This window comes from Marinobacter sp. M5B (assembly GCF_042604615.1).
Classification (GTDB): Bacteria; Pseudomonadota; Gammaproteobacteria; order Pseudomonadales; family Oleiphilaceae; genus Marinobacter; species Marinobacter salarius.
In genome coordinates this window covers 2,916,251-2,931,738 of sequence record NZ_CP156894.1, presented here as the reverse complement: position 1 = coordinate 2,931,738, position 15,488 = coordinate 2,916,251, and the positions used below count along the sequence as shown (strand labels likewise).

Here is a 15,488-nt window from a genome sequence, read left to right as displayed (position 1 = left end):
AACCGGTTGTCATCAAACCGAGGGAAACGATGATCGAAGAAGCACCTTCCATACTCAATACCTGGATTCAGGACTGGAATCTGCTGTCAGAGAGCTGGCGAGTGGGGCTCGTGGTTTTCGCTCTGGTGGCTGGCACCGCGGTGGTGGCCTACATTGCGAGTTTCATCGTGGGCGCCGTCGAACGACGTTTCCAGAAAACCGACAACCTCTGGGACGACGCACTGCTTCACGCTGCGCGGAAGCCAGTGGTCGCGTTCGTCTGGCTGCAGGGTGTGTATTGGGCGGCAGAGGTTGCTCACCACTACTCGGAAGCCGAAATCTTTTCAGTCAATCAAACCATTTTGCAGATTGGCTTTGTTTTCCTGCTGGTCTGGACGCTGCTTCGGCTGATCAAACAGGGGGAACAGATTCTCGCTTCTCCGCTGAAGATGAAAAAGCCGATGGATTACACCACGGTCAATGCGGTGAGCAAGCTGTCCCGGACCGTTGTTATCATCACCGCGGTATTGATTGCCATGCAATCCCTTGGTTACAGCATATCCGGGGTGCTGGCCTTTGGTGGTGTTGGTGGTATCGCTGTGGGCTTTGCCGCCAAGGATCTGCTGGCCAACTTTTTTGGCGGGTTCATTATCCATCTGGACAGGCCATTCAAGGTCGGCGACTGGGTTCGCTCTCCCGATCGTAATATCGAGGGCGTGGTGGAGCACATCGGCTGGCGGCTGACTACGATTCGCACCTTTGACAAGCGCCCGCTCTACGTGCCGAATGCTGCCTTTACGACCATTGCCGTAGAAAACCCCTCGCGCATGCACAACCGCCGTATCTCTGAAACCATTGGTATACGCTACGTGGATGTCAGTGGCATGGCTGAGGTTGTGGCGGACATCCGGTCCATGCTGGAGAACCACGAGGACATCGACCAGGACCAGACCCTGATCGTGAATTTCCTGGCCTTTAACGACTCGTCGCTGGATATCATGGTTTATACCTTTACCAAGACCATCGAATGGGTGAGGTTTCATGAGGTCAAGCAGGACGTACTGCTGAGGATTAGCGAGATCATTGAAAGCCATGGTGCCGAAGTTGCCTTTCCGACCCGCACGCTTCACCTGCCTGACGGGGTGCGTGTCGCGTCGAACGGCAAGCCGGCAAAAGGTCGTAGCGATTCGGATTCGTCAGATGAGGCCGTTGACGAAGATGTTGAACAGGGACGTGCGCCTGTTTCCGGAAGCGAACACTCTTCGGAAACACGTGGCGATAGTAACCAGGCGGACGGGGACTGATCATGGGTGTGAATAACCAAGTTGCCCCCGTGGGAATCATCGGGGGAACCGGGCTCACGACGTTGTCTGGGCTGGAAATCACGGGTGAGCGGGTTGTCGACACGCCCTGGGGTGAGCCGTCGTCGGTTTTGGTGGACGGCCTGCTCGGGGATCAGCCGGTGGTGTTCCTGTCTCGCCACGGAAACCCTCACCGTATTCCTCCGCATCAGGTGAACTATCGCGCCAATCTCCATGCGCTCCAGCAGGCGGGAGTACGTACGGTGGTCGGTGTTAATGCTGTTGGCGGGATCCATGCCGATATGGGGCCTGCCCATATCGTGATTCCCGATCAGATCATTGACTACACCTGGGGCAGGGCGAGTACGTTCTTTGAGGGCGAGTTGGAGGAAACCACGCACATTGACTTCACCTTCCCATATTCAGAGTTGGCCCGGGCGCTGTTGATTGATGCAGCTCGTACAGTGGGTTGTTCGTTCTCGGATTTCGGTGTTTACGGTGCAACACAGGGGCCCAGACTGGAGACCGCAGCGGAAGTACGTCGCCTTGAGCGGGACGGCTGTGACCTTGTCGGTATGACGGGAATGCCGGAAGCGGCTCTGGCGGCTGAACTGAAGATGAATTACGTGTGCCTGGCGCTGGTGGTTAACCGCGCGGCAGGGAAGTCGGATCACATCATAACGATGACTGAGATCGAGGTCGCTATCGACCAGGGCATGTCCGGCGTCAAGCGGATCCTCGAAATCGCCATTGGCGGGCTTGGAGCCCTTACTCCTCAATCTTCTTGAAAAACACCAGCACGCCAATGGTGGGGGAGTCGAGGAAATGGACTTCCTCGCTGCGCATGCGGCGTGTTTCCCGTATCCAGGTGATTAACTCCGCCTTTGGCTGACTGGCGCTGGAAACCTGCGTCTGATCTGCTCTTGCAATGTCGCCACCCGTTGCCATTGAGGCCAGCGAGTCCCGGGCTTCATCGTTTTCGAGGGCAGGCTGGTCATTGCCCGTAGCTTCCTGCCCAGCACCGTCGTCCATTGGCTGATTGTTACCGCTTGCCGTCGCTGCTTCGTCTGAACTCTGGCTGAGCGTGGTCTGTTGCAATGACAGGGGCTGCCAGTGGTTGAGGTGGACATCCACGTGGAGATAGCGTTGTCGATCGATGGTGATATGGCCTTCCACTTCCCGGAGCCCGGCATCGGCCAGCCAATCGCCAATAGCGACCTTCAGGGGTTCTCCGTCAAAGTCAGGGGGGAAAGACTGGTACCACCCTGTGGCCAGGAGTATCCGGAAGCGGCCACTGTTTTCCAGTCGGTTGGCGGCTGTCCGCAGGTGAAGCTGGCTTCGCGGGACCAACTGTCGGGTGGTTTCCGCGGTTCCGTTGCGATCCACGGCTCGAAGTATTTCGGTGATGTCCAGGTTGGTCGGCTCTGGAATTCGGTTGGCCATTTTCTCGTTGACATCGGCCGGATCGACGATCCTTTCGAGGATTACGAACTCAGCCCGGTAGTAGTCTTCACGGGGAGGCTGGGCCTGTGACGCAGCGTTGTCGCGTCCCTGTTCTTCGGATGTTGCGCCTGCGGCGGGCCCGGATGATTCCTGGCCTGACACCCAGGGTGACAGGGCCAGCAGGGCCGCCAGAAATAGGGCGCGTGTTCCGTACAACGGTTTACCGGGCGTTCGCAAGGGCATTGCTCCAATGTTCCTGTGATCATCAGGGGGCGCTGAACCGGTTGTTTCAGGAGGCCAGCTGCCCCAGCATGTCGGAAATGCCGTCGAGTTTACCACTGGTTGAGGCATCCTTCAGCCGGAAACGGAAACTGTTGGCGCCTTCCAGCCGATACTGGTCTGGCGAGGATTGCACTTTTTTAACCAGAACCAGCGGATCCACTGGCGTAGAACTGCCGAATTCCAGCCTGGCCCATTCTTTTCCGGCGTCCACCTTCACGATTCCCAGGGCTTCCGCGTGGATTCGGAGCTCGGACTGTCGAATCAGGTTTTTTGCCGGTTCCGGTAATAGTCCGAAGCGGTCGATCATTTCAACCTGAAGTTCTTTTAATCCATCTTTGTCGTTCACGCTGGCGATTCGCTTGTAAAGCATGAGCCGGTTGTGGACATCGGGCAGGTAATCCTCGGGGATCAGCGCTGGTATGCGAAGGTTCATTTCCGTGCCGTGGCTCAGCGGCAACTCGGCATTAGGCGTTCTGCCGTCGCGTATTGCTTCCACGGCTTCGTCCAGTAGCTGCATGTAAAGCGTAAAACCAATGCTTTCGATCTGGCCGCTTTGCTCTTCTCCCAGCAACTCCCCGGCGCCGCGAATTTCGAGGTCGTGGGTGGCCAGCATGAAGCCGGCACCCAGGTCCTGCGCTTCCGAGATGGCTTCAAGCCGCTTTTTCGCGTCGGCGGTGATGGACCGGGGTGGTGGTGTCAGCAGATAGGCGTAGGCCTGATGGTGAGAGCGCCCGACACGGCCGCGGAGCTGGTGCAGCTGTGCCAGCCCGAACTTGTCCGCGCGCTCGATGATAATGGTGTTGGCGCTGGGAATGTCGATGCCGGTTTCGATAATGGTGGTGCACACCAGCACGTTGAAGCGCTTGTGATAGAAGTCCGACATGATCTGTTCCAGCTCGCGCTCGCGCATCTGGCCATGGGCAACGCCCACGCGTGCTTCCGGGATCAGTTGGCGCAGATCCTCGGCGGTTTTCTCGATGGTGGCCACATCGTTGTGCAGGAAGTACACCTGGCCGCCCCGCAGCACCTCCCGCAGGATGGCTTCCTTGACCATGGCCTCGTCCCGCTGTCGCACAAAGGTTTTTACCGACAGGCGTCGCGCGGGGGGCGTGGCGATGATCGACAGATCCCGCAGGTGCCCCATGGCCATGTTGAGGGTGCGGGGGATCGGTGTGGCGGTCAGGTTCAGCATGTCCACCTCGGCACGCAGGGCCTTCAGACGTTCTTTCTGCTGGACGCCGAACCGGTGTTCTTCATCGATGATCACCAGGCCCAGGTTCTTGAACTTGATGTCACCCTGGAGCAGCTTGTGTGTGCCGATAACAATATCGGCTTTGCCGGCTTCGATGGCGGCCATCGCTTTGGTGGTTTGCCCGCCGCTCCGGAAACGGCTGAGTAGCTCGACATGGACGGCGGTATCCGAGAAGCGGTCGCGGAAGGATTCGTAATGCTGCTGCGCCAGCAGGGTGGTAGGCACCAGCACAGCGACCTGCTTGCCGGAGTATGTCGCCATGAAGGCAGCGCGCATGGCCACTTCGGTCTTGCCGAAGCCAACATCGCCACAGACCAGGCGGTCCATGGGTTTTTCACTGACCATGTCCTCGAACACAGCCTCAATGGCCGCCTGCTGGTCCGGGGTTTCCTCAAAGGGGAAACCGGCGGCGAAGGCACGGTAGGCTTCTTTGGGGTCTTCAAAGGCAAAGCCCTTGCGGGCCTCCCGGCGCGCGTAGACATCCAGTAGTTCCGCTGCAGTATCGCGGATTTTCTCCAGAGCCTTTTGTTTGGCGTTGCTCCAGCGATCCGTGCCCAGCTTGTGCAAAGGCGCGTGATCAGTATCCGAACCGGTATAGCGGGAAATCAGATGCAGGCTGGAAACCGGTACATAGAGTTTCGAGCCGCCGGCGTATTCCAGCATCAGGAATTCGCTGGCTTCGCCTTCAACGGTAATGGTTTCCAGGCCCTGATAGCGGCCAACGCCATGGTCTATATGAACCACCGGCGCGCCAATGCGTAGCTCGGACAGGTCCCGGTAGCCGGCATCGTCGGCCTCGGTTGGTTTCTCCCGGCGCCGCCGCTGCAGCACCCGTTCACCGAAGAGGGCTGTTTCCGTGATCAGGGCGAGGTGATGGTCAGGCAATAGCAACCCATATTCCATGGGTGCGACGGTAATGCCGAGGGTGGCGGACGGGTCGCTGACAAAGGCCTGCCAGTTTTCCAGAGTCGACAGTTTGAGGCCATGGTCGGCCAGGTTCTCAATCAGCGCCTCGCGTCGGCCAGAGGACTCCGCACAGATCAGGACCCGACCGTTGAACTCACTGATAAAGCGCTTGAGGCGCCCAGCCGGGTCTGCGGCACGGCCATCCATCGCAACATCGGGCATGACGTCGGTCTGGCAATTGCGGCCGCCGCTGGACTCGGTGGCTTCCATGGTCATTGTTACCCGGGGAAATCCCTTGAGCAGGCCGAACAGCTCGTCCTTCTGGAGGAAAAGTTCTGCTGGCGGCAGGATAGGGCGCATCCGATCGTGGCGACGGTCCTCGTAGCGTGCACGGGTGTCGGCGTCGAAGGCGCTGGCGGCCTCGTTAAGTCCGGATGCTGTGAATACCAGGGTTTCGCCGGGCAGGTAGTCAAAGAGCGTTGCCGTCTGGTCGAAGAACAGGGGTAGATAGTACTCGATCCCCGGCGGTGTAATGCTGTGGGTGACGTCCTGGTAGATCGGGGCGTCTTTATCGGCATGGGGAAACTGCTCAAACCACCGGTTACGGAACCCTGATCGGGCTTCTTTGTGCCAGGGAAATTCGTTGGCGGGCAACAGCTCAATGCGTTCGATTCGGTCGATCGAGCGCTGGGTTTCCGGATCAAAGGTTCGCAGTGTTTCAATTTCGTCATCGAACAGGTCGATGCGGTAGGGGCGGGTGGCGCCCATGGGGAAGATGTCCAGGATAGCCCCGCGCACCGCGTACTCGCCGTGTTCATAGACATTATCGGCGTGCCGGTAGCCGGCCGATTCCAGCTGCATGCGCCAGTTGTCGATATCCAGTGACTGGCCAACCTCAAGAAGCAGGGTGTTGCCCTGCAGGTAACTGACCGGCGGCAACCGGTGCATCAGGGTGCGGGCCGGCACCACCAGGACGCCGTGGTTTGTCGTTGGCAACCGGTGCAGGGCCCGGATGCGACGGGAGGTAATGTCCTGGTGTGGTGAAAACAGGTCGTAGGGCAGGGTTTCCCAATCCGGCAGCGACAGCAGCTCGAGGCCGTCCGGTGTGATGGCCGGTTGGTCTTCATCGGTGGGCAGGCCCAGATAGAATCGCATGGACTGCTCGAGGCGGATGGACTCCTCGGTGCTGCGGGTTATTACCAGTGTCAGGCCCTGATGGGCCCTGGCGCTCTCGCAGATGGCCAGGGCGTCGCTGCTGCCATGCAGTTGCCCCCAGATGCGGTGATCCGCAGCCTTGACAGGTGCGACCGGCGCAACCAGTGCGGTGTGTCTGTCGGAGTGGGCGGCGGCTTGCGTCATGGGCTGGTTCTTTCTCCTGGATGCATTGGGAGCCGGGGAGTGGCGAGGCGCGTATTCTACCGGCCAGAAGTGTCGCTGTCATGACAGCGGTCCAACAGTTACGAAAGGATTAACGGGGTGTATTTGCTGTCTGAGAAATAACGTTGGATAATACTGCCCCAATTTTCCAGGTTCCAACTGCAGAGGTTCAAGCGTGAGTCACGAACAGATCAACCAGCACCTGTCTAACTGGACGGAAAGAGAATCCACTGCGGAAGCCATGATTCCGCTGATCGGTCGCCTCTACCGTAAAAACAATGTGGTCACGTCCGTGTATGGCCGGTCCATTATCAACCAGTCGGTCATCGACATCATCCGCGCACACCGCTTCGTGCGTCAGGTTGAAGACAGCGAACTGTCCGTTCACAACACCCTGCCTATTCTGCAGGCGATGGACAAGATGGATCTCGGGCGTGGCCATGTCGATATTGGCAAGCTTGCGGTGAAGTTCAAGGAAGAAGGTGGGTCTCTTGACGACTTCCTCAAACGTGAGATTGGCCCGATTATCGGCGAGTACCAGACCCAGTCTCAGGAAGATGCCGAAAACGACACCAAGGATGTGGTGCTGTACGGTTTCGGACGGATCGGGCGGCTGCTGGCGCGGATCATGATCGAAAAGGCCGGTGGCGGCAACAACCTGCGCCTGCGCGCCATCGTGGTCCGTCAGGGTGGGGCAAGCAATGACCTCGAAAAGCGTGCCAGCCTGCTGCGCCGTGATTCGGTTCACGGTCCTTTCAACGGTACGATTACCGTGGATGAAGAGAACTCTGCGCTGATCGCCAATGGCAACTTTATCAAGGTGATCTACTCGCCGGGCCCTGATCAGGTGGATTACACCCAGTACGGTATCAACAATGCGATCGTCATTGATAACACGGGTATCTGGCGTGACGAGGCTGGTCTTGGGCTGCACCTGAAATCCAAGGGCGTCAGCCGGGTTTTGCTGACTGCGCCGGGCAAGGGCGATATCAAGAATATTGTTCACGGCATTAACAACGACTGGATCACCCGCGAAGACAGGATCCTGTCAGCGGCGTCCTGTACCACCAACGCCATTACGCCGGTGCTCAAGGCCATTTATGATGAGTATGGTGTTGAGGACGGTCATGTCGAGACGGTTCACTCCTACACTAACGACCAGAACCTGATCGATAACTACCACAAGGGTAGCCGTCGTGGTCGCAGTGCCCCACTAAACATGGTTATTACCGAAACCGGTGCTGCGAAGGCCGTCGCCAAGGCGCTTCCGGAGTTGAAGGGCAAGCTTTCCGGTAATGCCATTCGCGTTCCCACTCCGAACGTGTCCATGGCAATCCTCAATCTCAACCTGGAAAAAGACGTAACGGTGGAGGGTGTTAACGAATACCTTCGCGATATGGCGCTGCACTCCGAGCTGCAGAAGCAGATTGACTTCGTCAACTCGCCGGAAGTGGTTTCCACCGATTTTGTCGGTTCCCGCCATGCCGGCATTGTGGATGCGCAGGCCACCATCGCCAATGGCAAGCGCCTGATCCTCTACGTTTGGTATGACAATGAGGCTGGTTACAGCGCCCAGGTGATTCGCGTGGTTAATCAGATGGCGGGTGTTACCTATCCGATCTTCCCGAAGCGGGTTAGAGGCTGACGAGCCCAAAAGTGCTCTGAGGCAATTAAGAAACCCCGGTCGTTTTCGCGACCGGGGTTTCTTTTTGGGCCCATGTAAACCACTCTCTGATTACGTTAAGGCACAAACTCCGTAGGGTTTCTGGTGGAAATAGTATTCCTTAATCTCTATAATTGGCGCGATTTTGGGTACGTCTGACACCCGCTTCCCATCGCTTTTCCTTAACCGGATGCCTGGCTGTGATTAACGCCGGTGGATCCGTTGCCCTGGCGCCATCATTCGGTTCAGGCCGGATTGGCACAACTGGGCGGCACGCGTCGGGCGTTACAAATCCATCGAATAGTTTCTGATGATTGGATGAGGCTAATGATCAAGATCAAAAAAGGCCTGGATCTTCCCATCAGCGGCGCTCCTGAACAGACCATTACAGACGGCAAACCCGTTCGCCATGTGGCGTTGATCGGTTTTGACTACGTAGGCATGAAGCCAACGATGGCTGTGAAAGAAGGTGACCGTGTAAAGCGCGGCACGCTGCTGTTTACGGACAAGAAGACCGAAGGCGTTCGTTATACTTCACCGGCAGCCGGTGTGGTCAAGGAAATCAACCGCGGCGAGCGCCGTGTGTTTCAGTCGGTTGTCGTTGAAATCGACGGCGACGAAGCTGAGACCTTTGCGCGTTACGATGCGTCTGATGTTGCTGGTCTGGAGCGTCAGCAAGTCGTCGATAACCTGGTCGAGTCCGGGTTGTGGACAACCTTCAAGACCCGTCCCTACAGTAAGGTGCCTGCCATTGATACGGCGCCGCATTCCATCTTCGTGTCCGTCATGGACACTAACCCGCTGGCAGCAGATCCCACAGTGATCATCCGTGAAAACGGCGCGGCCTTCGAACAGGGACTGAAGATTCTCTCCAAGCTGACCACCGGTAAGGTGTTTGTGACCGGCAAGCCGGGCTCTGATGTGCCGGTTCCGTCTGACGACAGCGTGGAAGTTCAGCAGTTTGAGGGTGTTCATCCGGCGGGTAACGTAGGTACTCATATTCATTACCTCGATCCCATTGCCGGGGACAAAGTGGTATGGAGTATCGGCTACCAGGACGTCATTGATATCGCAAAACTGTTCGAGACCGGCGAGCTGTCGGTGAACCGTATTGTTGCGGTCGGTGGTCCGAAGGCCCTCAAGCCGCGCCTGATTCGTACCCGTGTCGGCGCCAACCTTGATGAACTTCTTGATGGTGAAATCGCCACGGACTGCGAGGTTCGCAAAATTTCCGGCTCTGTGTTTGGTGGTCGTCGTGGTGACGGGCCCTGTAACTACCTTGGTCGTTTCGCCAACCAGATCTCGGTTCTGGAAGAGGGCAACAAACGAGAGTTTATGGGCTGGCTGTCGCCGGGAGCCAACAAGTTCTCGGTTATGAACATCTACCTGTCCAAACTGGTCGGCGGAAAGCGGTTTGATATGACGACCACGACCAACGGCAGTGAGCGGGCGATGGTGCCAGTAGGGATGTACGAAAAGGTCATGCCTCTGGACATTCTGCCTACCCAGTTGTTGCGGTCTTTGATCGTGGGCGACACTGAAATGGCACAAAAACTGGGTGCGTTGGAGCTGGATGAAGAAGATCTGGCGCTGTGTACCTTCGTGTGCCCGGGTAAATACGAGTACGGTCCGATTCTCCGTGAGAACCTGACCAGAATCGAGATCGAGGGCTAAAACGATGGCAATCCGACAGTTTCTCGATGGTATCGAGCATCATTTCGAAAAAGGTGGCAAGTACGAGCGCTGGTATGCGCTTTACGAAGCGGTGGATACGATTTTCTATTCACCGGCTAGCGTGACATCCACTACCTCTCATGTGCGTGATGGTATTGATCTTAAACGCATCATGATTACGGTATGGCTGTGTACCTTCCCCGCAATGTTCTTCGGTATGTGGAACATTGGCTTCCAGGCCAACAGCTTCCTGGCTGAGAATCCTGACGCGCTGATGGGTGACGGTGGTCTGCGTACTGCCTTTATCAGTGCCCTGGCCGGCAATAATGCCGCCAGCATCTGGGACAACTTTGTCTACGGCATGGCGTACTTCGTACCCATTTACTTCGTCACCTTCGTGGTGGGCGGTTTCTGGGAAGTGCTATTTGCCACGGTACGTCGTCACGAAGTGAACGAAGGCTTCTTCGTGACATCCGTGCTGTTCGCGTTGATATGCCCGCCAACCATCCCGCTGTGGCAGGTTGCCCTTGGTATCACCTTCGGTGTGGTCATTGGCAAGGAAGTGTTTGGCGGCACCGGTAAGAACTTCCTGAACCCGGCCCTCACCGGTCGTGCGTTCCTGTATTTTGCCTATCCGGCCCAGATTTCCGGTGACACGGTATGGACGGCCGTCGACGGTTTCAGTGGCGCGACCGCGCTGAGCTGGGCTGCCAGTGGTGGCCTGGAAGCACTGGAAACCCAGATTGGCTGGATGTCAGCCTTTATGGGTTCGATTCAGGGCTCTATGGGTGAGACCTCAACGCTGGCGGTGTTGATCGGCGGCATTATCCTGCTGGTGATGAAAATCGCGTCCTATCGCATCGTCGGTGGCGTGTTGATCGGTATGATTGCCATGTCGCTGCTGCTGAACGTGATTGGCTCGGATACCAACCCAATGTTTGACGTGCCGGCACACTGGCATCTGGTGATGGGTGGCTTTGCCTTTGGCATGATGTTCATGGCGACCGATCCGGTGTCGGCGGCGATGACCAACACGGGTCGCTGGTGCTTCGGTATCCTGGTCGGCGTGATGACCGTACTGATTCGCGTGATCAACCCGGCGTTCCCGGAAGGCATCATGCTGGCAATTCTGTTTGCCAACCTCTTTGCACCGCTGATGGACCATTATGTGGTTCAGGCCAACATCAAACGGAGGCTTGCCCGTGGCTAAAGCTAAAGAAACTGTCTCCAGAACACTGATGGTTGCTCTGGTGCTGAGCGTTGCGTTTTCTGTCGTGGTATCGACAGCGGCGGTAATGCTTCGACCGGCGCAGATCCAGAACCAGAACCTGGACATTCGTTCCAACATCCTAGCGGCTGCCGGAATGCTGAAAGAGGGCGCAACGGCTGAAGAGATTGAGGAGACCTTCTCTCGCTTCGACGTTCGGTTGGTTGACCTCGAGTCCGGTGATTACGTTGATCCCGGGGCCGTTGGTGTGAAGGAGCCGATGAAGTACGACATGTACAAGGCGGCTTCTGATCCGTCCATGTCGGTCAATATTCCTGCATCGGAAGACAAGGCCGGCATCAAGCGCCGTCCGAACGTTGCCAAGATCTACACCCTGAGTGAAAACGGTGAACTGGTCAGGGTAGTCCTTCCGATCCATGGCTACGGTCTGTGGTCCACCCTTTACGGGTTCGTATCGCTTGAGGGCGATGCCAACACCATTGAGGGCCTGGGCTTCTATGACCACGCTGAAACTCCGGGGCTTGGTGGCGAGGTGGATAACCCCCGCTGGAAAAGCCAATGGGTCGGCAAGGAAGTGTACGGCGATGAGTTGGAAGAGCCGCAGATTCGCCTGGTCAAGGGTGGCGTGGGCGCCGGTGCATCCGACAAGGAGCACAAGGTAGATGCCCTGTCCGGTGCGACCCTGACGAGCCGAGGTGTTGAGCAGTTGGTCAACTACTGGATGGGTGACCGGGGCTTCGCACCGTACCTGAAAAAACTTCGTGAAGGGGAGGTCTGATCATGGCAGACGCTTCAGCCAAACAGGTTCTCTTCGAGCCGATATTCAGTAACAACCCTATTGCCTTGCAGATTCTCGGTATCTGCTCGGCACTGGCGGTGACCACCAGCATGAACGTAACCCTGGTTATGTGCATGGCGGTTATCGCGGTAACGGCCTTCTCTAACCTGGCCGTGTCGCTGGTTCGCACGCAGATTCCCGGTAGTATCCGGATTATCGTGCAAATGACCATTATCGCCTCCCTGGTTATCGTTGTTGATCAGGTCCTCAAGGCGTATGCCTACGAAATCAGTAAGCAGCTGTCGGTATTCGTTGGTTTGATCATCACCAACTGTATCGTCATGGGCCGTGCTGAGGGTTTCGCCATGAAGAACGGCCCCTGGCTGAGCTTCCTGGATGGCGTTGGTAACGGCATGGGCTATTCCGTTCTGCTTATTTTCGTGGCGTTCTTCCGGGAGCTGCTGGGCGCGGGATCGCTGTTCGGCGTGTCTCTGATGCCGGTCGTCAACGAGGGTGGTTGGTACATTCCCAACGGTCTGTTGCTGCTGCCGCCGAGTGCGTTCTTTATCATCGGCCTGGCGATCTGGGGTCTGCGTACCTGGAAGCCTGAGCAGGTAGAAGAAGCGGACTTCAAAATGTCCCGCCACACCGTTAAGGAGGCCTTCTGATGGAGCATTATATCAGCCTGATCCTGAAGGCCATCTTTGTTGAAAACATGGCGTTGGCCTTCTTCCTGGGGATGTGTACCTTCCTGGCGATCTCCAAGAAGATTGAAGCGGCCGCTGGCCTCGGTATTGCCGTTGTCGTGGTACTGACGATCACGGTGCCGGTGAACAACCTGCTCTACAACACTATCCTCAGGGAAGGTGCGTTGGACTGGGCGGGTCTACCGAATGTTGACCTGAGCTTTTTGGGCCTTATTACGTACATTGGTGTCATTGCGGCACTTATCCAGATCATGGAGATGGTTCTGGACAAGTATATGCCGGCTTTGTATGCCGCTCTTGGGGTGTTTTTGCCGCTGATTACGGTGAACTGCGCCATCCTGGGTGCATCACTGTTCATGGTCGAGCGGGACTACACCTTCAGTGAAAGCGTGGTTTACGGATTTGGTGCCGGTGTCGGCTGGGCGTTGGCCATACTCGCATTGGCCGGTATCCGCGAAAAGCTCAAATACAGCGATGTTCCCGAAGGGCTACGAGGCCTGGGTATCACCTTCATTACGGTTGGTTTGATGTCCCTCGGTTTTATGTCGTTCTCAGGTATTTCACTGTAATCAACCCGGTGATTCGGTTTAACGAAAAGGCGAGACCATGAATACAGAAATTATTCTCGGCGTGGTCATGTTCACCGTTATCGTGCTGGCCCTTGTCGCGGTCATTCTCGCGGCACGGTCCAGACTCGTAAGCACCGGTGATGTGACCATTGAAGTCAACGACGACCCAGAGCATACGCTGACAACGGAAGCCGGCGGCAAGTTGCTCGGAACCCTGGCCGGAAGTGGCATCTTCCTGTCCTCCGCCTGTGGCGGCGGCGGTACTTGCGCCCAGTGTAAGTGCAAGGTCCTGGAGGGTGGCGGTGCCATGTTGCCCACCGAAAAGACCCACTTCACCAATCGCGAGGAAAAGGAAGGCTGGCGCCTGTCCTGTCAGGTTCCGGTGAAGCAGGACATGAAAGTGGAAGTGCCAGAGGAGTTCTTTGGCGTCAAGAAGTGGGAATGTGAGGTTATCTCCAACCATAACGTGGCCACGTTCATCAAGGAACTGGTACTGAAGCTTCCCGAAGGTGAAGAAGTCGACTTCCGTGCCGGTGGTTACGTGCAGCTTGAGTGCCCCCCCTACGAAATCCCGTTCAAGGATTTCAAGATTGAGGAGGAGTTCCATGAAGATTGGGACAAGCACGATATCTGGCGTTACAAGGCCATCAACAAGGAGGAGACCATTCGCGCCTACTCTATGGCCAACTACCCGGAAGAGAAGGGTGTTCTCAAGTTCAACATCCGTATTGCCACGCCGCCTCCGGGCACGGATCATCCGCCGGGCATCATGTCATCCTACGTCTTCAACCTGAAGGCCGGTGACAAGGTGACGGTTATGGGGCCATTCGGTGAGTTCTTCGCCAAGAAGACCGAAGCTGAAATGGTGTTCATCGGCGGCGGTGCCGGTATGGCGCCCATGCGGTCCCATATCTTTGATCAGCTCAAGCGCCTGGAGTCCAAGCGTAAGATCAGTTTCTGGTACGGCGCACGAAGCGTCCGGGAGATGTTCTACGTCGAGGATTTCGACCAGCTGTCGGAAGAAAACGACAACTTCGAGTGGCATGTGGCTCTATCAGACCCGCAGCCAACCGATAACTGGGAAGGCGAGACCGGCTTCATCCATAACGTGCTCTATGAAAAATACCTGAAGGAGCACCCGGCTCCGGAGGACTGCGAGTACTATATGTGTGGGCCCCCAATCATGAACGCCTCGTGCATCAAGATGCTCAAGGATCTGGGTGTTGAGGACGAAAACATCATGCTGGATGACTTCGGGGGTTAATTAGCTCACATGACATTCAGCATGTTCCGACCCGTCAGGGTGGTTGCGGCCGGCGCCTTACTGGTGCTGGCCCTGGCCGCGCTGGCGGGTTGTTCGTTTGAGGAAGAGGAAAAAGTCTGGGAAATCGCCGGGCCGGTGTTTGGTACGCGTTATCATATCAACGTCGTATTGACGGACAATCCGGAGCGGCTGGAGAATCTGGCGCAAGGCATCGAAAAGGTTCTGGAAGGCGTGGACGCGTCGATGTCCACATGGCGTGAAGATTCCGAGCTTTCGCGCTTTAACCGTCTGGACGATCAGTCTGAGTGGGTGGAGATCTCAACGCCGCTCTACGAAGTGCTTGCAACAGCTGATCAGGTTTCCGAACTGACCGGTGGCGCTTTCGATGTCACCATTGGCCCGGTGGTCAATCTGTGGGGCTTTGGGCCGGATGCCCGTCCGGAGACGATCCCCAGCGACGATGAGCTCGCGGCCAGGATGGCAGCCACCGGTTACGGTAAACTGGACCTTCAGGCGGAGCCTCCGGCACTGAGAGCGAGTCCCAATCAATACATCGATCTGTCAGCCATTGCCAAGGGCTACGGCGTGGACGCGGTGGCCCGTTACCTGAAAGATGAAGGTATCGCCGCGTATCTTGTCGAAATAGGTGGCGAAGTTCAGGCTCATGGGCATAAGCCGGATGGTGAAGCATGGCGCCTGGCCATTGAGCAGCCGGTGTCGGAAATGCGTGAAATCAACCGTGTGGTTGCCCTTGACCGACATGCAATGGCAACCTCGGGTGACTATCGTAACTACTACGAATCGGATGGCCGCCGGTTTTCGCATACAATAGACCCGAAAGACGGTCGACCGATTAGCCATACATTGGCATCGGTAACGGTCATTTTGGATGACTGCATGACGGCAGATGCCCTCGCCACGGCCTTTAATGTGATGGGGCATGATCGGGCAAAGGCGCTTGCCACGCGTGAGAACATAGCTGCGTATTTTATTGTGCGGGGTGACAACGGGTTTGAAACGGATTACACGCCTGCGTTTTCCTCGTTCCTGACACATTGACGGAGA

At 56.9% G+C, this 15,488-nt stretch carries 12 protein-coding genes; 10 read left to right on the top strand and 2 right to left on the bottom strand.

The features are described 5' to 3' along the window. Window positions 1-29 precede the first annotated feature (29 nt). Both AAGD24_RS13260 and AAGD24_RS13255 read left to right on the top strand, forming a co-directional pair. Window positions 30-1,283, top strand: coding sequence for a mechanosensitive ion channel family protein (locus AAGD24_RS13260; protein WP_036204949.1), 1,254 nt, complete (start codon window positions 30-32; stop codon window positions 1,281-1,283). Between the two features lie 2 nt (window positions 1,284-1,285). Beyond that, window positions 1,286-2,068, top strand: a complete 783-nt coding sequence (locus tag AAGD24_RS13255) for an S-methyl-5'-thioinosine phosphorylase (protein WP_126812205.1) — start codon at window positions 1,286-1,288, stop codon at window positions 2,066-2,068. Here AAGD24_RS13255 and AAGD24_RS13250 read toward each other — a convergent pair. Then, window positions 2,049-2,966 carry a CsiV family protein gene (locus tag AAGD24_RS13250; protein WP_126812207.1) on the bottom strand — a complete coding sequence of 306 codons (918 nt, stop codon included), beginning with the start codon at window positions 2,964-2,966 and terminating at the stop codon, window positions 2,049-2,051. The two genes, AAGD24_RS13255 and AAGD24_RS13250, sit on opposite strands and share 20 nt — an antisense overlap. 46 nt (window positions 2,967-3,012) lie before the next feature. Beyond that, on the bottom strand, window positions 3,013-6,522 hold the full coding sequence (mfd, locus tag AAGD24_RS13245) for a transcription-repair coupling factor (protein WP_379865359.1): 3,510 nt from the start codon (window positions 6,520-6,522) through the stop codon (window positions 3,013-3,015). A 259-nt stretch (window positions 6,523-6,781) separates the two neighbouring features. Between mfd and AAGD24_RS13240 the strand changes: the two genes are divergently transcribed. From AAGD24_RS13240 to AAGD24_RS13205, 8 genes are all read left to right on the top strand, one after another. After that, a complete protein-coding gene (locus AAGD24_RS13240) occupies window positions 6,782-8,185 on the top strand; it encodes a glyceraldehyde-3-phosphate dehydrogenase (protein WP_369810894.1) in 1,404 nt (467 codons plus the stop codon). Window positions 8,186-8,530: 345 nt separating this feature from the next. Then, complete coding sequence (locus AAGD24_RS13235; RefSeq protein ID WP_036204959.1) at window positions 8,531-9,877, top strand: Na(+)-translocating NADH-quinone reductase subunit A; 1,347 nt, start codon at window positions 8,531-8,533, stop codon at window positions 9,875-9,877. 4 nt (window positions 9,878-9,881) lie between these two features. Further along, window positions 9,882-11,087, top strand: coding sequence for an NADH:ubiquinone reductase (Na(+)-transporting) subunit B (locus AAGD24_RS13230; protein ID WP_036204961.1), 1,206 nt, complete (start codon window positions 9,882-9,884; stop codon window positions 11,085-11,087). Beyond that, window positions 11,080-11,883 (top strand): Na(+)-translocating NADH-quinone reductase subunit C, encoded by an 804-nt coding sequence (locus AAGD24_RS13225; RefSeq protein ID WP_036204962.1) that lies wholly within the window; start codon window positions 11,080-11,082, stop codon window positions 11,881-11,883. The genes AAGD24_RS13230 and AAGD24_RS13225 overlap by 8 nt, the downstream gene beginning before the upstream one ends. Before the next feature lie 2 nt (window positions 11,884-11,885). Then, window positions 11,886-12,551: an NADH:ubiquinone reductase (Na(+)-transporting) subunit D gene (locus tag AAGD24_RS13220; protein ID WP_007153910.1), complete on the top strand. Its 666-nt coding sequence runs from the start codon at window positions 11,886-11,888 to the stop codon at window positions 12,549-12,551. Beyond that, window positions 12,551-13,159, top strand: coding sequence for an NADH:ubiquinone reductase (Na(+)-transporting) subunit E (gene nqrE, locus AAGD24_RS13215; protein WP_007153909.1), 609 nt, complete (start codon window positions 12,551-12,553; stop codon window positions 13,157-13,159). The genes AAGD24_RS13220 and nqrE overlap by 1 nt, the downstream gene beginning before the upstream one ends. Before the next feature lie 37 nt (window positions 13,160-13,196). Then, window positions 13,197-14,423, top strand: coding sequence for an NADH:ubiquinone reductase (Na(+)-transporting) subunit F (nqrF, locus tag AAGD24_RS13210; protein ID WP_036204964.1), 1,227 nt, complete (start codon window positions 13,197-13,199; stop codon window positions 14,421-14,423). Between the two features lie 9 nt (window positions 14,424-14,432). Further along, complete coding sequence (locus AAGD24_RS13205) at window positions 14,433-15,482, top strand: FAD:protein FMN transferase (RefSeq protein ID WP_379865355.1); 1,050 nt, start codon at window positions 14,433-14,435, stop codon at window positions 15,480-15,482. The last annotated feature ends 6 nt before the right edge of the window (window positions 15,483-15,488 follow it).